Source organism: Aliihoeflea aestuarii (assembly GCF_024105665.1).
Classification (GTDB): Bacteria; Pseudomonadota; Alphaproteobacteria; order Rhizobiales; family Rhizobiaceae; genus Aliihoeflea; species Aliihoeflea aestuarii.
The window spans coordinates 44693-62689 of record NZ_JAAAMK010000007.1; the positions used below are offsets into that span (position 1 = coordinate 44693).

21 protein-coding genes are annotated in these 17997 nt (G+C 62.5%); 19 read left to right on the top strand and 2 right to left on the bottom strand.

Going from position 1 to position 17997, the window contains the following annotated elements; all coding sequences use genetic code 11:
• Position 1 precedes the first annotated feature (1 nt).
• From GTW25_RS14280 to GTW25_RS14315, 8 genes are all read left to right on the top strand, one after another.
• Positions 2-292, top strand: a complete 291-nt coding sequence (locus GTW25_RS14280) for a cupin domain-containing protein (RefSeq protein WP_252912840.1) — start codon at positions 2-4, stop codon at positions 290-292.
• Between the two features lie 10 nt (positions 293-302).
• The gene (locus tag GTW25_RS14285) at positions 303-1553 is read left to right on the top strand and encodes a Zn-dependent hydrolase (RefSeq protein ID WP_252912842.1); all 1251 of its coding nucleotides are present in this window, start codon (positions 303-305) and stop codon (positions 1551-1553) included.
• Positions 1554-1623: 70 nt separating this feature from the next.
• Positions 1624-3075, top strand: coding sequence for a dihydropyrimidinase (gene hydA, locus GTW25_RS14290; protein WP_252912843.1), 1452 nt, complete (start codon positions 1624-1626; stop codon positions 3073-3075).
• A 13-nt stretch (positions 3076-3088) separates the two neighbouring features.
• The gene (locus GTW25_RS14295) at positions 3089-3910 is read left to right on the top strand and encodes an ABC transporter ATP-binding protein (RefSeq protein WP_252912845.1); all 822 of its coding nucleotides are present in this window, start codon (positions 3089-3091) and stop codon (positions 3908-3910) included.
• On the top strand, positions 3900-4433 hold the full coding sequence (locus GTW25_RS14300; protein ID WP_252912847.1) for an endonuclease domain-containing protein: 534 nt from the start codon (positions 3900-3902) through the stop codon (positions 4431-4433). Before GTW25_RS14295 ends, GTW25_RS14300 begins: the two co-directional genes overlap by 11 nt.
• Positions 4434-4486: 53 nt before the next feature.
• A complete protein-coding gene (locus tag GTW25_RS14305) occupies positions 4487-5356 on the top strand; it encodes an ABC transporter permease (protein ID WP_252913078.1) in 870 nt (289 codons plus the stop codon).
• Complete coding sequence (locus tag GTW25_RS14310) at positions 5353-6219, top strand: ABC transporter permease (protein ID WP_252912849.1); 867 nt, start codon at positions 5353-5355, stop codon at positions 6217-6219. The genes GTW25_RS14305 and GTW25_RS14310 overlap by 4 nt, the downstream gene beginning before the upstream one ends.
• 21 nt (positions 6220-6240) lie before the next feature.
• The gene (locus GTW25_RS14315) at positions 6241-7236 is read left to right on the top strand and encodes an ABC transporter substrate-binding protein (protein WP_252912850.1); all 996 of its coding nucleotides are present in this window, start codon (positions 6241-6243) and stop codon (positions 7234-7236) included.
• Positions 7237-7287: 51 nt separating this feature from the next.
• Here GTW25_RS14315 and GTW25_RS14320 read toward each other — a convergent pair whose 3' ends face one another.
• On the bottom strand, positions 7288-8217 hold the full coding sequence (locus GTW25_RS14320) for a helix-turn-helix domain-containing protein (RefSeq protein WP_252912852.1): 930 nt from the start codon (positions 8215-8217) through the stop codon (positions 7288-7290).
• Between the two features lie 57 nt (positions 8218-8274).
• Between GTW25_RS14320 and pobA the strand changes: the two genes are divergently transcribed.
• Genes pobA through GTW25_RS14355 form a run of 7 tightly spaced genes read left to right on the top strand, consistent with a single transcriptional unit; the run spans position 8275 to position 12826 of the window.
• Positions 8275-9441, top strand: a complete 1167-nt coding sequence (gene pobA / locus GTW25_RS14325; protein ID WP_252912854.1) for a 4-hydroxybenzoate 3-monooxygenase — start codon at positions 8275-8277, stop codon at positions 9439-9441.
• A gap of 9 nt (positions 9442-9450) precedes the next feature.
• Positions 9451-9843: a 4-carboxymuconolactone decarboxylase gene (pcaC, locus tag GTW25_RS14330; RefSeq protein ID WP_252912856.1), complete on the top strand. Its 393-nt coding sequence runs from the start codon at positions 9451-9453 to the stop codon at positions 9841-9843.
• On the top strand, positions 9840-10595 hold the full coding sequence (gene pcaH / locus GTW25_RS14335; protein ID WP_252912857.1) for a protocatechuate 3,4-dioxygenase subunit beta: 756 nt from the start codon (positions 9840-9842) through the stop codon (positions 10593-10595). The genes pcaC and pcaH overlap by 4 nt, the downstream gene beginning before the upstream one ends.
• A 56-nt stretch (positions 10596-10651) precedes the next feature.
• Complete coding sequence (relB, locus tag GTW25_RS14340; RefSeq protein ID WP_252912859.1) at positions 10652-10879, top strand: type II toxin-antitoxin system RelB family antitoxin; 228 nt, start codon at positions 10652-10654, stop codon at positions 10877-10879.
• Positions 10857-11129, top strand: coding sequence for a type II toxin-antitoxin system RelE family toxin (locus tag GTW25_RS14345; RefSeq protein WP_308206262.1), 273 nt, complete (start codon positions 10857-10859; stop codon positions 11127-11129). The genes relB and GTW25_RS14345 overlap by 23 nt, the downstream gene beginning before the upstream one ends.
• A 12-nt stretch (positions 11130-11141) precedes the next feature.
• Positions 11142-11756, top strand: a complete 615-nt coding sequence (gene pcaG / locus GTW25_RS14350; RefSeq protein WP_252912862.1) for a protocatechuate 3,4-dioxygenase subunit alpha — start codon at positions 11142-11144, stop codon at positions 11754-11756.
• An 8-nt stretch (positions 11757-11764) separates the two neighbouring features.
• Positions 11765-12826: a 3-carboxy-cis,cis-muconate cycloisomerase gene (locus GTW25_RS14355; protein WP_252912863.1), complete on the top strand. Its 1062-nt coding sequence runs from the start codon at positions 11765-11767 to the stop codon at positions 12824-12826.
• Positions 12827-12829: 3 nt separating this feature from the next.
• Here the strand turns inward: GTW25_RS14355 and paaZ are convergent, their stop codons facing one another.
• Complete coding sequence (paaZ, locus tag GTW25_RS14360) at positions 12830-14860, bottom strand: phenylacetic acid degradation bifunctional protein PaaZ (protein WP_252912865.1); 2031 nt, start codon at positions 14858-14860, stop codon at positions 12830-12832.
• 82 nt (positions 14861-14942) lie between these two features.
• On the opposite strand from paaZ, the gene paaI reads away from it, so the two are divergent.
• From paaI to paaA, 4 genes are all read left to right on the top strand, one after another.
• The gene (gene paaI / locus GTW25_RS14365; RefSeq protein WP_252912866.1) at positions 14943-15377 is read left to right on the top strand and encodes a hydroxyphenylacetyl-CoA thioesterase PaaI; all 435 of its coding nucleotides are present in this window, start codon (positions 14943-14945) and stop codon (positions 15375-15377) included.
• A gap of 1 nt (position 15378) precedes the next feature.
• A complete protein-coding gene (locus tag GTW25_RS14370; protein ID WP_252912868.1) occupies positions 15379-15972 on the top strand; it encodes a TetR/AcrR family transcriptional regulator in 594 nt (197 codons plus the stop codon).
• Positions 15973-16012: 40 nt separating this feature from the next.
• The gene (locus GTW25_RS14375; RefSeq protein ID WP_252912869.1) at positions 16013-16876 is read left to right on the top strand and encodes a PaaX family transcriptional regulator; all 864 of its coding nucleotides are present in this window, start codon (positions 16013-16015) and stop codon (positions 16874-16876) included.
• A gap of 123 nt (positions 16877-16999) precedes the next feature.
• A complete protein-coding gene (gene paaA, locus GTW25_RS14380; RefSeq protein ID WP_252912871.1) occupies positions 17000-17995 on the top strand; it encodes a 1,2-phenylacetyl-CoA epoxidase subunit PaaA in 996 nt (331 codons plus the stop codon).
• The last annotated feature ends 2 nt before the right edge of the window (positions 17996-17997 follow it).

The window sequence follows — 17997 nt, forward strand, 5'->3', positions numbered from 1 at the left end:
CATGGCACGGCCGCAGGCGACGCACGAGGTGCTGGTGGACGACGCAAAGGTTCGCGTCACGCGCTGGGACTTCGCGCCGGGAGCTGAAACGGGCTGGCACAGGCACGGCATGGACTATGTCATCACCACGGTGACGCCGTGCTCCATGCTTCTGGAGGAACCGGGCGGGACGAGCCGCACGGTTGGATTCGCCGCCGGACTTGCCTATCGCCGCGACGAGGGCGTGGAGCACAATGTCGTCAATGCAGGTGCCGCTCCGATGTCGTTCGTGGAAGTCGAACTGAAAGCATAAAGGAAGAGAAATGGCCGCACCCGGCGAAAATCTGCGAATCAATCCAGACCGTTTGTGGGATTCGTTGATGGAGATGGCGAAGATCGGACCGGGGGTCGCCGGCGGCAACAACCGGCAGACGCTGACCGACGAGGACGGCGAGGGCCGCAATCTCTTCAAACGCTGGTGCGAGGATGCCGGGCTGGCGCTAGGCGTCGACAAGATGGGCACCATGTTCGCCCGTCGCGAGGGCACCGACCCCGACGCATTGCCGGTCTATGTCGGCTCGCATCTCGACACGCAGCCGACCGGCGGCAAGTTCGATGGCGTGCTGGGCGTTCTCGGCGGGCTGGAAGTCATCCGTTCGCTCAACGATCTCGGCATCAGGACGAAGCATCCGATCGTCGTGACCAATTGGACCAATGAGGAAGGCACGCGCTTTGCGCCCGCCATGCTCGCCTCGGGCGTGTTCGCCGGCAAGCACGATCTCGAATGGGCCTATGAGCGCACCGACGCCAAGGGCAAGAGCTTCGGCGAGGAACTGGAGCGCATTGGCTGGAAGGGCGAGGAAGAAGTCGGCAATCGCCCGATGAAGGCGTTTTTCGAGCTTCACATCGAGCAGGGGCCGATCCTCGAGGACGAGGGCATCGATATCGGCGTCGTCACGCACGGGCAGGGACTGTGGTGGTTGGAGGTCACGCTGACCGGCAACGATGCGCATACCGGCTCGACCCCGATGCACAAGCGCCGCAATGCGGGCCTTGGTCTCGCCCGGGTGACCGAACTCGTTCATGAAGTCGCGATGGACTACCAGCCGGACGCGGTCGGTGCGATCGGGCACATCGAAGTCTATCCCAATTCGCGCAACGTGATCGCAGGCGAAGTGGTGTTCACAATCGACATTCGTTCGCCCGACGCGCGAGTGCTCGATGAGATGCGAACTCGCATCGAGGCCGGTATCGAAACGATCTGTGAAGCGCTCGACATTGGCTTTGACATCGAAAATGTCGGCCATTTCGAGCCGGTGACCTTCGACGAGAATTGCGTGAAGGCGGTCCGCGATGCTGCGGATCGTCTCGGTTATTCGCACCGGGACATCGTTTCTGGTGCGGGGCACGATGCCTGCTGGATCAACACGCTCGCACCGACGGCGATGATCTTCTGCCCTTGCGTCGACGGGTTGTCGCACAACGAGGCCGAGGACATCTCGAAAGAGTGGGCCGGCGCGGGTGCCGACGTGCTGTTCCATGCGGTCGTCGAGACGGCGGAGATTGTCGAATAATCCGAATCGCTTGAAGAAAATTCCTGAAGCTGCTCGCCAAGAAGCGGCCGATGAAAAAAGGGGAACGAGAGTGACGAAAGTCATCAAGAACGGAACCATCGTCACCGCCGACCGGACCTGGAAGGCGGACATCCTGATCGACGGCGAGACAATCGCCGGTATCGGGCCGAACCTTGCCGGCGACGAGGAATTCGATGCGACCGGTTATTATATCATGCCGGGCGGCATCGATCCGCACACGCATCTCGAAATGCCGTTCATGGGCACTTATTCGGCCGACGATTTCGAAAGCGGCACGCGCGCGGCGTTGGCTGGCGGCACGACGATGGTGATCGATTTCTGCCTGCCGTCGCCAAACCAGTCGCTGCTCGAAGCGATCCAGATGTGGGACAACAAGTCGACGCGGGCCTGCACCGACTATTCCTTCCATATGGCGATCACCTGGTGGGGCGAGCAGGTGTTCGACGAGATGCCGCAGGTGGTCGAAAAGGGCATCACCTCGTTCAAGCATTTCATGGCCTATAAGGGCGCGCTGATGGTGGATGACGACGAGATGTACTCGTCGTTCCAGCGCTGCGCCGAACTCGGCGCGTTGCCGATGGTCCATGCCGAGAACGGCGACGTCGTGGCGCAGCTTCAGCAAAAACTGCTGGCGGCCGGCAACAACGGCCCGGAAGCGCATGGCTATTCGCGTCCGCCGGAGGTGGAAGGCGAGGCGACCAACCGCGCGATCATGATCGCGGACATGGCGGGCGTGCCGCTTTATGTCGTCCACACGTCGTGCGAGCAGAGCCACGAGGCGATCCGCCGGGCGCGCCAGAAGGGTATGCGCGTTTTCGGTGAGCCGCTGATTCAGCATCTCGTGCTTGATGAGAGCGAATATTTCGACAAGGACTGGGACCATGCCGCACGGCGGGTGATGAGCCCGCCCTTCCGCTCCAAGCAGCATCAGGATTCGCTTTGGGCCGGGCTTTCGGCGGGTTCGCTGCAAGTGGTCGCGACCGATCATTGTGCCTTCACGACCGAGCAGAAGCGCACCGGCGTCGGCGATTTCACGAAAATCCCGAACGGCACGGGCGGGCTCGAAGACCGCATGCCGGTGCTGTGGACCAAGGGCGTCGTCACCGGCCGTCTGACGCCGAACGAGTTCGTGGCGGTGACATCGACCAATGTCGCGAAAATCTTCGGCATGTACCCGAAGAAGGGCGCGATCGTGGAAGGCGCGGATGCCGACCTCGTCATCTGGGACCCGGAGGCGACGAAGACGATCGCCGCCGGCAGCCAACAATCGGTGATCGACTATAACGTGTTCGAGGGCATCGAGGTGAAGGGCCTGCCGCGCACGGTTTTCACGCGCGGCAAGGTGGCGGTGGAGAACGGTGCGGTGAAGGCCGAGCCGGGTCACGGCAAGTTCGTGGTGCGCGAGGCGAATCCGCCCGTGTCGAAGGCCCTGTCGACATGGAAGGAAGTCGTCGCGCCGCGCAGGATCGAGCGGACGGGCATTCCGGCCAGCGGCGTTTAAGGCGGCATTCCATATGAATGCGCCTGCCAGCCTCTCAAAGCCAGCCCCGCAAACAACGACCAAGGTGATCGAGGCGAAGGGCCTCGGCCTCACCTTCGAGACGAATGACGGCCCCGTCCATGCGCTGACGGATGTCGGTCTCGACATCAAAAAGGGCGAGTTCGTTTCCTTCATCGGACCGTCTGGCTGCGGGAAAACGACGTTCCTGCGCGTCATCGCCGATCTGGAACAACCGACTTCGGGCACGATTTCGGTCAACGGAATGTCGCCGGAAGAGGCGCGTCGGCACCGCGCCTATGGCTACGTCTTTCAGGCGGCGGCGCTTTATCCGTGGCGGACCATCGAGCGTAATGTCGCTCTGCCGCTGGAGATCATGGGCTATTCGCGCACTGAGCGACGCGAGCGCATCGCGCGCACGCTCGACCTCGTGAACCTTTCCGGTTTCGAGAAGAAATATCCGTGGCAGCTTTCCGGCGGCATGCAGCAGCGCGCCTCGATCGCGCGGGCGCTCGCCTTCGACGCCGACCTTCTCCTGATGGACGAACCGTTCGGCGCGCTCGACGAGATCGTGCGCGATCATCTGAACGAGCAGCTTTTGCAATTGTGGAAACGGACGAACAAGACGATCTGCTTCGTCACGCACTCGATCCCCGAGGCGGTGTACCTGTCGACCAAGATCGTGGTGATGTCGCCGCGTCCGGGCCGCGTGACCGATGTGATCGAAAGCACCTTGCCGACGGAACGTCCGCTCGACATCCGCGAGACGCCGGAGTTTCTGGCCATTGCCGCGCGGGTGCGCGAGGGGTTGCGGGCGGGGCATAGCTATGACGAATAGCGTGGCGCCGATTACTAGGCGTCGAGAAGGCGCAACCGGGCGGGCCCGCCTGTTGCGTGATGATGAGACCGACGCCGAAATGAGGTTATGGCGCGAGTTGCGAAATCGGCGGTTGAACGGTTTCAAGTTCGCCCGGCAGGTACCGCTCGGCCCCTACTTCGCGGATTTCGTATGCTGCGAGGTCAAGCTGGTCGGGGAGGTTGATGGAAGCCAGCATGCCGAGTCTGTGCATGACGAGCGGCGGACGCTCTTTCTAAACGGCGCCGGATATTCGGTATTGCGGTTCTGGAACGGGGAGGTTCTGCAAGAGCGGGAAGCAGTTCTCGATACGATTCTCGCAGCTCTTGAAGGACGGCTCAACCCCTCACCCGGCCGCTTCGCGGCCACCCTCTCCCCAGCGGGGAGAGGGGAGCGCTCATCCCTGACTTTTCCGGATTTCACAAATGCCGCGCGGCAGGCTGCCCCTCTCCCCGCCGGGGAGAGGGTGGCCGCGAAGCGGCCGGGTGAGGGGGGTGAAGCGTGATCGCGATCGCCGCTCCTTCGACCGCCATCGGCCGCACCGGTATTTGGACTCGCATGTCGCATGGCACGACCGTACCCGTGCTGATCGTCGTCGCGGCGATCATCGTCATCTGGTACGCGGCGTCGGTCTGGCTGAACTCGGCATGGCAGTTTCAGGTCTTCGCGCGCGGCGACGGCGACTGGACGTGGGGCGAATTCGTCGCCGGCACGTTTTCCCAGGACCGGCCGCTGCTGCCCGCGCCGCATCAGGTGGCGGTCGAGTTGTGGAACACGGTCGTCGGGCAAAACGTGACCTCGCGGCGCAGCCTGGTCTATCACGCCTGGATCACGCTGTCGGCGACGCTGCTCGGCTTCGCGATGGGCACCGGGCTCGGCATTTTGCTGGCTGTCCTGATCGTCCACAACCGCGCCATGGATCGCTCGCTCTTACCGTGGATCATCGCCTCCCAGACGATCCCGATTCTCGCCATCGCGCCTATGGTCGTCGTCGTTCTGGCGTCGATCGGGATGACCGGGCTGGTGCCGAAGGCGCTGATCTCGACCTATCTGTCGTTCTTTCCGGTGGTGGTGGGCATGGTAAAGGGCTTTCGCAGCCCCGATCAGATCCAGCTCGACCTGATGCGCACCTATAATGCGAGTTCGAACCAGACCTTCTGGAAACTGCGCTTTCCGGCTTCGTTGCCGTATCTCTTCACGTCGATGAAAGTGGGCGTCGCCGCAAGCCTCGTCGGGGCCATCGTCGGTGAATTGCCGACAGGCGCGGCCGGCGGCCTCGGCTCGCGGCTTCTGGCCGGTTCCTATTACGGACAGACGGTGCAGATCTGGTCGGCGCTGCTTATGGCGGCAGCGTTGTCGGCGATGCTCATCCTCGCCATCACCGTCGCTCAGCGCGTCGTGCTGGCCCGCATGGGGGCAAACGCATGAATGCGGGTCTCGTCACGGGGGCGGTCGCCTTCTGGCTCGTCACATGGGCCATCAACGAATGGCTCGTGCGCGTCAGGGCTCGTGGAATTGCCGCGCGGCTGATCAACGTCCTCGTTCCGGTGCTGTTCGGTGCGGCGCTGCTTGTTTTGTGGGAAGGGCTGGTGCGCGGCTTCAACGTGCCGTCCGTGCTCCTGCCGCCGCCGAGCGCGATCTGGGCACGCATCACCGTTTCGACGGCGACGCTGTGGGCCGATTTCTACCAGACCTTCATCCGGTCCGTGCTTCCGGGCTACGTGATGGGCTGCGCTGCCGGGCTCGCCGCGGCCATCGCCATCGATCGCTCGCCCTTCCTCAAGCGCGGGCTTTTGCCGGTGGGAAATTTCGTCTCCGCGCTGCCGCTGGTCGGCATCGCGCCGATCATGGTCATGTGGTTCGGGTTCGACTGGCATTCGAAGGCGGCGGTCGTGGTCGTGATGACCTTCTTTCCCATGCTTGTGAACGCCGTCGCCGGTCTCAATGCCGCGAGCCGCATGGAGCAGGATCTGATGCGCACCTATGCGGCGAGCTACTGGCATACGCTGTTCAAGCTGCGCCTGCCGGCCGCCTGGCCGTTCATCTTCAACGCCCTCAAGATCAACTCGACGCTGGCGCTGATCGGCGCGATCGTGGCTGAATTCTTCGGCACGCCTGTCGTCGGAATGGGTTTTCGCATCTCCTCGGCCATCGGCCGCTTGAATGTCGACATGGTCTGGGCTGAAATCGCGGTGGCGGCTCTCGCCGGTTCGGTGTTTTACGGTGTCATCGCGCTCATCGAGCGTGGCGTAACCTTCTGGCATCCGTCGATCCGTGGTGGAAAGACGTGAACTATAAAAAGGGGAACTGACATGAAAAAGCTTATCATGGGCGCGCTCGCCTCATCCGTCGCACTGGCCGCGTTGCCGGCCATGGCGCAGGATCTCGACCCGATCACCTTCCAGCTCAAATGGGTCAATCAGGGCCAGTTCGCCGGCTATCTCGTCGCCAAGGATCTCGGCTATTACGAGGAGGAAGGGCTGGACGTCACGATCAATCCGGGCGGGCCGGACATCGCGCCCGAGCAGGTGATCGCAGGCGGCGGCGCCGATGTCATCACCACTTGGATGGCGGCCGGACTTGCAGCGCGCGAACGCGGCGTGCCGCTGGTGAACATCGCCCAGCCCTTCGCGCGTCAGGCACTGCAACTCGTCTGCTCAGAAGAAAGCGGCGTCCAGTCGACCGACGACTTCCCCGGCAAGACGCTCGGCGTCTGGTTCTTCGGCAACGAATATCCGTTCTATGCCTGGATGGCGAAGCTTGGGCTCTCCACCGAAGGCGGTGATGGCGGCGTCGAGGTGCTGCGTCAGGCGTTCAACGTCGATCCGCTGCTGCAGAACCAGGCCGACTGCATCTCGACCATGCAGTATAACGAGTTCAAGCAGTTGCTCGACGCGGGCGTTCCGGAAGACGGCCTCAAGGTCTTCAACTATGCGGACGAAGGCGTCGGCATGCTGGAAGACGGGCTTTACGTGATGCAGGACCGTCTCGACGATCCGGAATTCGTAGACCAGATGGTTCGCTTCGTGCGTGCGTCGATGCGCGGCTGGGAATACGCCAGGGACAATGTCGATGAAGCGGCCGGTATCGTTTTGGAGAATGACCTTTCCGGCGCGCTGACCGAGGACGGTCAGGTCTGGCAGGTGGAAGTCGCGGCCGGGCTTGTCGGCGATACGGCAGCGCTTGATCCGGCATCCTACGAACAGACCGTGCAGACGCTGCTTTCGGCGGTCTCGCCGGACAATCCGGCGATCACCGAGGAGCCGGAAGGCGCGACCACGACCGTCGTCACCGACCAGCTCGACTGATCGGTTCGCAGCGCGACTGAACGAAAGAGGCGGGCGACCGCCTCTTTTCTTTTATGGCGACAGCCGCTTGCGCTCCCGTTCGCGAAACGCGCCGGGCGTCATGCCGGTCTGGCGGCGGAAGAAGCGATTGAAATAGGCGGGATCCGCAAAGCCGAGAGAGAACGCGATCTTGGCTATCGGCGATGGCGTGAAGATCAGGTCGCGCCGGGCCGTTTCCAGCGTGCGGCGGTCGAGAAGCATCTGGACGCTCAATCCCGTCGCATTACGCACGACCCTGTTCAGATGCGTGGGGGAGATGCCGAGGCGGCCGGCAAGGAAGGTGACGGATGGCCGGTCACGAAAATGCGTGTCGATCACGGTCAGAAGCGCTTCGATGCGCTGTCGCCCGATGCCACCTGAAGGTGCCGGTCCGTTTGCGCCGACATTACGCGTGAGCGCCACGAGCGCCTCTGTCATCAAGGGTTCCAGCAGCAGGGATCGCCCGGCCGCGCGACCGGCAAGTTCGACATTGATCCGCTCGATGGATTCGACGGCTCGCTGGGCTTCTGCGTCTTCCCTTCCGATCTCGACGATGCGGAGTTGCGAGGCGAAACGGGCGATCTCCGGATCGGCAGCGGTCAGCGTGCGCAGGCGATCGGCAAGCGCGGTGACGACCAGCCCGTCGATGTCGCGGGTGAAGCGAAAACCATGCGCGGCGTCCGGCGGTATGAACAGGATGACGGGCGCCTCGAAACGGCGCGTTCCGCTTTGGGTGACGATCTCTCCCGAACCGGTGGGCAGAAGAAAAATCTGGAAGAACTGTTCGTGGCGATGAAGGGCAATCTCCCAATTGTGCAGGTGCGTGCGATCCGCGATCGGTTCGCAGTGCAGCCAGAAATCTGCGGGATCGTCGGCTTTCTCATCGAAGAGGCGATAGGAGGGAACATCGGGCGCATGGATCATCATGGTCGGATAATGCAATCGGATGATGCTTCTGTCCATTGAGGCCGCCCGTTTTCTGCGTCATTCGTGGCGGTGAGGATTTCGGGAGGAAATGCAATGCGCACGCAGGTCGCCATCATCGGCGCGGGGCCGTCCGGGCTTCTGCTCGGCCAGCTTCTGACCAATGCGGGCATCGACAATGTCATTCTGGAGCGCCAGACCGGTGACTACGTACGTGGTCGCATTCGTGCCGGCGTGCTCGAAGAGGGCATGGTCGGCATGCTCGATGAAGCGGGCGTCGGTGCGCGCATGAATCGCCAGGGCCTGCCGCATGACGGGTTCGACCTTGCCTTTGGCTGGCGGCACCATCGCATCGATCTTCATGCACTGACCGGAAAACGCGTCATGGTCTATGGCCAGACGGAAGTCACGCGTGACCTGATGGACAAGCGCGCCGAGACGGGCGGGGTGACGATCTATGAAGCGGGCAATGTCGAGCCGCACGATTTCGGCAGCCAGCCCTTCATAACCTATGAAAAGGACGGCGTTTCGCACCGCCTCGACTGCGATTTCATCGCAGGGTGCGACGGGTACCACGGCGCCTCGCGCAAGGCGGTCGAAGGCAAGGGGCTGGAAACCTTCGAGCGGGTCTATCCTTTCGGCTGGCTCGGCATCGTCGCCGATGTGCCGCCGGTTCATCACGAACTCATTTACGCCAATCATCCACGCGGCTTTGCGCTGTGCTCGATGCGCTCGACCACGCGCAGCCGCTACTACGTGCAGTGCCCGCTCGACGACAAGGTCGAGGCATGGTCCGACGACCGCTTCTGGGACGAGCTGCGCCGCCGCCTGCCGCCCGATTCCGCGAACCGCGTGACGACCGGCCCGTCGATCGAAAAATCCATCGCGCCGCTGCGTTCATTCGTCGCCGAGCCGATGCGGTTCGGAAGGCTGTTACTCGTCGGTGACGCGGCCCATATCGTGCCGCCGACCGGCGCGAAGGGGCTCAATCTGGCGGCCAGCGACGTGCGCTATCTCTTCGACGGCTTGCGGGAGTATTATGGGGAGAAGTCGGACGCCGGGCTCGACGCCTATTCGCAAAAGGCGCTGTCGCGCGTGTGGAAGGCGGAGCGGTTTTCGTGGTGGATGACCTCGACCATGCACCGCTTTCCCGATACGGGTGCCTTCGGTCAGCGCATTCAGGAAGCCGAGCTCGACTATCTGGTCCATTCGCAGGCGGCCTCGACGTCACTCGCGGAAAATTATGTCGGGCTGCCATATTAGGAGGGTCTTATGAGCGAGAAATCCGAACGCTACGATCAGGGAATGGCGACACGCCGTTCGGTATTGGGCGGTTCCTACGTCGATGCCGCGACGAAGAAGCCGAGCGCTTATGACGAGCCGTTCCAGACACTGATCACCGAGGCGGCATGGGGGCATGTGTGGTCGCGCGATACGATCACGAAGCGCGAGCGCTCGATGATGACGCTGGCGCTGCTGGCCGGGCTCGGTAATTTCGAGGAACTGGCGCTGCATACGCGCGCTACAGCCAACACCGGCGCGACACCCGACGACATCATGGAAGCGATGCTCCATGTCGCGATCTATGCAGGCGTGCCGCGCGCCAATCACGGGATCAAAGTGGTGAAGCAGGTGCTGGCCGAGATGGAGACGGAAAAGGCATGAGCGACGTCCGCAATTCCAACCTCAAGCCGGAAACGGGCGCGTTCTTCCAGCGCGACCGCGACTGGCACCCGGCGGCGTTCACGCCGGGCTACAAGACCTCCGTGCTGCGATCGCCGCAAAAAGCATTGCTGTCGCTCGACAATACGCTGTCGGAGATCACCGGCCCGGTGTTCGGCCACAACATTCTCGGCGAGCACGATAACGATCTCATCACCAATTTCGCCAAGCCCGGCGAAATGGCGATCGGCCCGCGCATCATCGTCTATGGGCGCGTGCTCGACGAGCGCGGCAAAGGCGTGCCGGGCGCGCTGCTCGAATTCTGGCAGGCCAATGCGGGCGGGCGCTACCGCCACCGCAAGGAAGGCTATATCGCGCCGCTCGACCCGAATTTCGGCGGCTGCGGACGCACGATCACCGACGAGGACGGCAATTATTCCTTTCGTACCATCCAGCCCGGCCCCTATCCGTGGCCGAACGGCATCAACGACTGGCGGCCAGCGCATATCCACTTCTCGGTCTTCGGACACGGTTTCGCGCAACGCCTGATCACGCAGATGTATTTCGATGGCGACCCGATGATCTGGCAATGCCCGATCGTGAAGACGATCAACGACCGCGCTGCGATCGAAGCACTGACGGCGGCGCTCGACCGCGAGGCGACGATCCCGATGGATTCGCGCGCCTACAAGTTCGACATCGTGCTGCGTGGCCGCCGCTCGACCATGTTCGAGAACCGGATGGAGGGGAATTGATTTGCGATTTTCGCGAAATTGAATACATTGAATACATGTATTCATAGGAGGCTGCGATGCCCACATCGGTTAGACTGAAACCGGAAATCGAAGCACGTCTTGATGCGTTGGCTGCAAAGACCGGGCGCACGAAGGCGTTTTATCTCAGGCAGATCGTCGAAGACGGCATCGACGATCTGGAGGATTACTATCGTGCGGAAGAGATATCCAAGCGGATTCGGCGTGGAGAGGAAACGACCAAGCCGCTTGAGCAGGTGATGCGTGAACTTGGCCTGGACGATTGAGGTGTCCGTTGCCGCGGAACGGCAACTTTCAAAAATGGACCGTGCAATCGCCAAGCGCGTGACGCGATACCTTATCGAAAGAGTGGGCGGTACGAACAACCCGCGCGCACTGGGCAAACCACTTCAAGGAAATTTGCAGTCCTATTGGAGCTATCGCGTCGGCGACTATCGGCTGATCTGCGAAATTCAGGATCATCATTTGGTGGTCCTCGTCATCGATATCGGCCATCGCCGGGAAGTTTATCGTTAGAAGGAGTTCATCATGGCTCAATCGCTCAATCGCCTGAAGGAATCCGCTTCGCAAACGGCTGGTCCTTACGTCCACATCGGGCTGACGCCGAATTTCGCCGAGATCGACGGCGTCTATGGCGAGGACCTCGGCATCTCCATGGTCAACGACAAGACCAGGGGCGAGCGCGTCACCATCGTCGGGCGCATCTTCGACGGAACCGGAACGCCGCTGAGGGATGCGCTGGTCGAGATCTGGCAGGCGGATGCCGCCGGCCTTTACAACTCACCGTCTGAAATGCGCGGCTCGGCGGACCCCAACTTCACCGGCTGGGGACGGTGTGCGACGAATATGGACAATGGCGAGTTCCGCTTCGAGACGATCAAGCCCGGCTCGGTGCCGTTCAAGGATGGCCGCGGCCAGGCCCCGCACGTCTCGTTCTGGATCGTTGCGCGCGGCATCAATCTCGGTCTCAACACGCGCATGTATTTCGGCGACGAGGACGAGGCCAACGGAAAGGACCCGGTGCTTGCGCGCGTCGAGCATCGGTCGCGCGTCGCGACGCTGATCGCGCCGCGAGAGGGCGACACGTTCCGCTTCGACATTCATCTGCAAGGCGAGAAGGAAACGATCTTCTTCGACATCTGAGGTCTGTTGTGAGCATATTGCCTTTCGATCATCCATTTCTGTCCGGCCTTCTCGGCGACGAGGAGATAGGTTCGCTGTTCGCTGCCGAGGCCGATATCGGCATGATGGTCCTTTTCGAGCGCGCGCTGGCCGAGTTTCAGGCGAAAGCCGGTGTAATTCCGGCCGATGCGGGGATGGCGATCGACAGGCAACTTGCGGATTTCGTCGCGGACGTGGACGATTTGCGCGCAGGGACGGCGCGTGACGGCGTTGTGGTTCCATCGCTGGTCAAGCAATTGCGGCAGGCGGTCGGCGATCCCCATGCGTCCTATGTGCATTTCGGCGCGACCAGCCAGGATGTGATCGACACGAGCCTGGCGCTTCGCCTGACGACCGCGGCGGCGTTGCTCGAACAGCGGCTGAAGCAGGTCATCGAGGTGCTCGCCAAGATCGAAGCGCGCGACGGGCAGATCGAGACGATGGCGCATACGCGCATGCAGGCGGCGATTCCGGTGCCCGCTTCCCGCAAGATCGCAAGCTGGCGCAATCCGCTGGTTCGTCACCGCGAAAGACTGGCGGAGGTCGTCGATGGTATTCGGGTCCTGTCGTTTGGCGGGGCAGCCGGTACATTCGAAAAGCTGGGCGAGAAGGGGCCGGTGGTATCGGCACTTCTCGCGAAGCATTTCGGCCTCTCACAGGCCATACCGCCGCCTCATAGCGAGCGCGACGGCCTCACGGTCTTCGCCTCGTGGCTCTCGCTGGTCACGGGGAGCCTCGGCAAGACGGGGCAGGACATTGCGCTGATGGCGCAGAACGAAATCGGCGAAGTGAAGCTGGCAACGGGCGGTGGTTCGTCGGCGATGCCGCACAAGGTGAATCCCGTTGGCGCGGAAACGCTCGTGTCACTTGCCCGTTTCAATGCGACGCTCGTTGCGGGTATGCACCAGTCGCTCGTCCATGAGAACGAACGGTCCGGCGCGGCCTGGACGCTCGAATGGATGCTCTTGCCGCAGATGGTGATTGCGACAGCGGCCTCCCTGCGAACCGCCGAAAGCCTGCTCGGCTCGGTATCGTTCGTCGCCCGGGCCTGATTTCTACATCGCATTCATGGTCAGAAGCTCGTAGCTTGCGACCTGCTCGTCGTCCTGATTGTAGACGCCGACATCCCAGCGCACCTCGCCATATTCGTCGTTGCGGCGTGCTTTCTGCTTGGCCGTGAGCCGCACCTTTAGCGTGTCGCCCGGCGATACCGGCTTCATGAAGCGAAGATTGTCGAGGCCGTAATTGGCGAGCACCGGGCCGGGCGCGGGCTCGACGAAGAGACCGGCTGCGAAGGACAGGATGAGGTAGCCGTGGGCGACGCGGCCGGGGAAGAACGGGTTCGCCTTCGCCGCTTCCTCGTCCATATGCGCGTAGAAATTGTCGCCGGTGAATTCGGCGAAATGCTCGATGTCTTCCAGCGAGACCGTGCGCGCCTCTGTCCGCAAAGTGTGGCCTATTTCAAGATCGCCGAAAGTCAGGCGGAACGGATGCGTGTCCTTTTCAAGTGTTTTCGAGCCGGGCGTCCAGCTTTTGGTGATCGCCATCAAAAGGTCGGGGCTACCCTGGATCGCGGTGCGTTGCATGTAGTGCATGACGCCCCTTATGCCGCCCATTTCCTCGCCGCCGCCGGCACGGCCGGGGCCACCATGGATCATGTGGGGCAGGGGCGAACCATGGCCCGTCGCGTCTTTTCCCGTGTCGCGGTTGGCGAAATAGAGACGGCCGTGAAACGCTCCGGACATTTCCACGACCTTGCGGGCGACCGCGCCGTCATGGGTGAAGACCGACGCGACGAGCGAGCCTTGGCCGCGATTGGCCAGTGCCAAAGCGTGGGTGAGATCGCGATAGCCCATGACGGTCGAGACCGGGCCGAAGGCTTCGACTTCGTGAACGTCTTGTGCGCCGTCCGGGTCGGCGCATTCGAAAAGGATCGGCGAGAAGAACGCGCCGGCTTGCGCATCCGCATTCGCCACTTCGACGGAGTCCAGATCACCGAATGCGAGTCGTGCATCTTGGCCGATGCGCTTTGCCTTTTCGCGGACGTCGTCGCGCTGCGCGTGGCCTGCGAGCGCGCCCATGCGGGTCGCCTCGTCGCGCGGATTGCCGATGGTGGTTTTCGACAGCCGATCCGATAGCGCTTCGATCACCGCGCTTCTGTGCGCGTCAGGCACGATGATGCGGCGGATGGCGGTGCATTTCTGGCCCGCCTTGGTAGTCATTTCCCGATGCACTTCCCTGATGAAGGCATCGAATTCCGGCGTGCCGGGCGTGGCATCCGGTCCAAGAATTGAGGCGTTGAGCGAATCCTGTTCGGCAACGAACCGCACGGAGTTCTTCAGGAGATTTGGATTGGCGCGCAACATCATGGCGGTCGCGGCCGAGCCGGTGAAGGAAACCACGTCCTGAAGGGTCAGCCGGTCGATCAGGTCGCCCGTCGAACCGGCGATGAACTGAACCGCACCTTCGGGCAGAATGCCGCTTTCAACGATCATGCGGAACGCGGCTTCGGTGAGCCATGCGGTCGACGAAGCGGGCTTCACGATGGCCGGAACGCCCGCGAGCAGCGTGGGGGCGAGTTTTTCCAGCATGCCCCAGACGGGAAAGTTGAAGGCATTGATGTGAAGCGCGACGCCTTGCAGCGAGGTGGCGACATGCTGGCCGACGAAATTCCCGGAGCGCGAAAGCTGTTCCAACCCGCCATCAATGTAGATCGTGTCGTCTGGTAGTTCGCGCCGACCCTTCGAGGCATAGACGAATAGCGTTGCGATGCCGCCGTCGATGTCGATCATCGAATCGGCTTTGGTCGCGCCGGTTTCGTAGGAAAGCTCGTACAGCGCCTCGCGCCGGTCGTTGAGATATTGTGCCAACGCCTTCAAAAGATGCGCGCGCTGGTGGAAGCTCATCGCGCGGAGCGCCGGCCCGCCCGCATTGCGCGCATGGTGTGCCATTGCACCGAAGTCGAGGGCACCTGAGCCGATCTCGGCGACGACCTCACCCGTCACCGCGCTTTTCAGGCTGGAAATGCGACCCGCAGGCGCAATCCATTCGCCCTTAGCGAAGCTTTGCAACGACAATACGCTCATCGATCTCTTCCTCAAATTCGCTCTTATTATTGACCGTCCGGCCGGTCTATGCAAGCGTCGGTCCGTGCTGGAGGATCGTGAAATGCTGACGCCATACGAAATTGCCGAGAAAAGCGCGGAGGCGATGTGGGCGAATGACGACGCGTCCAAATGGCTCGGCCTGTCGCTCGATGCCGTCGGGCCGGGAACGGCGACGATGTCGTTGACGGTCGAGCGACAGCACACCAATGGGCACGACATCTGCCATGGCGGCTTCATCTTCACGCTGGCTGACAGCGCGTTTGCCTTTGCCTGCAATTCCTACAACCAGATCGCGGTCGCGCAGCACAATACGATCAGCTTCCTGCGGCCGGGCAAACTCGGTGACCGGCTGACAGCCGAAGCGCGCGAATTGACGCGCTCGGGACGCTCGGGGCTCTACGATGTGCGCGTTACCGATCAGGACGGCCATGTCATCGCGGAGTTTCGCGGCGCGTCGCGGGTCATCGACGGCCGGCATTTCATCGCAGAGGACTGACATGGCCCGCAGCCGCGCTAAGGATTACGACGACAAGCGCTCCGCGCTTTTGCATCGGGCCGCCGAGATTTTCGCGCGCGAAGGTTTCGATCGTGCCTCGATGTCGCGACTGGCCGCCGAGTGTGGCGTGTCGAAGGCGCTGCTCTATCATTATTACGCGTCGAAGGACGCGCTGCTGTTCGATATCGTCGAAAGCCATTTGAAGATGCTGATCGAGGCCGTGCGCGAGGCGGATGCCGACGAGCCGGAGCCGCAGGCGCGGCTTCATGCTCTGGTCGCGGCGCTTTTGGAGGCGTATCGCGATGCGGATGCCGAGCATCGGGTCCAGATCGAGGGATTGCGGCTTTTGCCGCCAGACGAGCAGGATAAGCTCAAGGCACTGGAGCGCGAATTGGTGACGATTTTCGCGGATGCGATCCGCGCGCTCAACCCGGATGCATTCGAGGGCAAGGCCCTGCTCAAGCCGGTGACGATGAGCCTCTTCGGCATGCTCAACTGGTTCTATATGTGGTTCCGCGATGATGGCGCCGTCAGTCGCGCCGAGTACGCGGCGCTTGCCACGCAACTCATCGTTGGCGGCGTGCGATCCTTGTGACCTGCTTGCAGGCGGCCGCGCCTCGTGCGAAGGCGAAACCATGGCCTTGCCCTTGAACCCTGCGCAGCGCGCGCTCGAAAGCATGATCGACCGGCTCCATCGACGGGGTCGGCTTCGGGTCGGGTCGCTCGTGATCACCATGTTCGGCGATGCGGTGGTGCCGCGCGGCGGACGCGTCGCGCTCGGCGTGTTGCAGGACGTCATGGGGCGGCTGCGCGTGGAGCCGGGCGCGTTGCGCACGGCCATGTCGCGTCTGGCTTCCGACGGATGGGTGATCCGCGAGCGTGAGGGTCGCAACGCCTATTACCGTCTGGCGGAAGAGGGGCGCCACGCCTTCGATCGCGCGACGCGTCGCATCTATGCAGGTGGGCCGCCCGTCTGGAACGGTGCATGGACCGTGGCGATCGCGCCGCCGGACGACGCGGATGGCGTGCTGACCGACGCGGTCGGCCTCGGCTTCGTGCGTGTGAACGGGAACGTCTATCTGCGGCCCGAAACGGAAGGCGTGCCGGAAATCGGCGAAGCGCTTTCGGGCGCGCTCATCGTACACGGATCGAGCGCCGAGCATCCCGAGGCGTTTCATCTGCTTTGGCCCTCGCGTGAAATCGGCAACGCCTATCGCATGCTGATCACCGATGTCGCAGCGCTGGGGACCGCTATCGAGGGCTGTGATGGTCTTGGGGGGCTGGACGCCATGGCCGCGCGCATTTTGCTCATCCACGATTGGCGGCGCATCGTTCTGCGCGATCCGGGGCTTCCGAGCCAGCTTCTGCCGGCGGATTGGCCCGGCGAGGAAGCGCGTGCGATGGTGCGCCGGATACACGCCGGTCTCAGTCCTGCCAGCGAAGCCTGGCTCGACGCGGCAGGCGTTCCGCAAAGGGCGAAATCGCACGGATTTTCCTGAGCTCAGTTCACGCACCGTCATCGGCTCCTAATTCCTCGATTTAGATATGTTACGAAAATTTGCATTTCATGCGAATTATTGTTACATATAGAGGATCGGATTGGAGCCGATACGGAGGATGCCATGTACAGCCAAGGCCTGATCGGCGCGAAGACCGAGACGACGGAGGACGAATCCTTCCTTGCCGCCTTTCAGGCGCGCATCGATGCGGAGGAAAAGATCGAGCCGAACGATCCGATGCCAGTCGGTTATCGGCGCACGCTGATCCGCCAGATCGGCCAGCACGCGCATTCGGAAATCGTCGGCATGCTGCCGGAAGGCAACTGGATCACGCGCGCGCCGTCCCTTAAGCGCAAGGCGGCCCTTCTCGCCAAGGTGCAGGACGAGGGCGGACACGGGCTTTATCTCTACTCGGCGGCTGAGACGCTGGGCGTTTCCCGCGAGCAGATGACCGAGGAGCTTTTGTCCGGCAAGGCGAAATACTCCTCGATCTTCAACTATCCGACGCAGACATGGGCCGATATCGGTGCGATCGGTTGGCTGGTCGACGGCGCGGCGATCATGAACCAGATTCCGCTCTGCCGCTGTTCCTACGGTCCGTATGCGCGCGCGATGATCCGCGTGTGCAAGGAGGAAAGTTTTCACCAGCGCCAGGGCTACGAGATCATGATGACGCTCGCGCGGGGAACGCCCGACCAGAAGGAACTGGCGCAGGATGCGCTGAATCGCTGGTGGTGGCCTTCGCTGATGATGTTCGGTCCGCATGACGGCGACAGCCAGCATGGCGACCAGTCGATGGCGTGGAAGATCAAACGCTTCACCAATGACGAGTTACGCCAGCAATTCGTCGATTCCACCGTTCCGCAGGCCCAATATCTTGGCCTGACGCTGCCTGACCCGGACCTGAAATGGAACGATGAGCGCGGTCACTACGATTTCGGCGCGATCGACTGGGACGAATTTTGGCGTGTCGTGAAGGGCGGCGGGACGATGAACAAGGAGCGCATCGCAGCGCGGAAGAAGGCATGGGATGACGGTGAGTGGGTGCGCGAAGCCGTGCTTGCCCATGGCGAAAAGCGCAAGGCACGCCGCGAGGCGGCGAAAATGGCGGCGGAGTGATG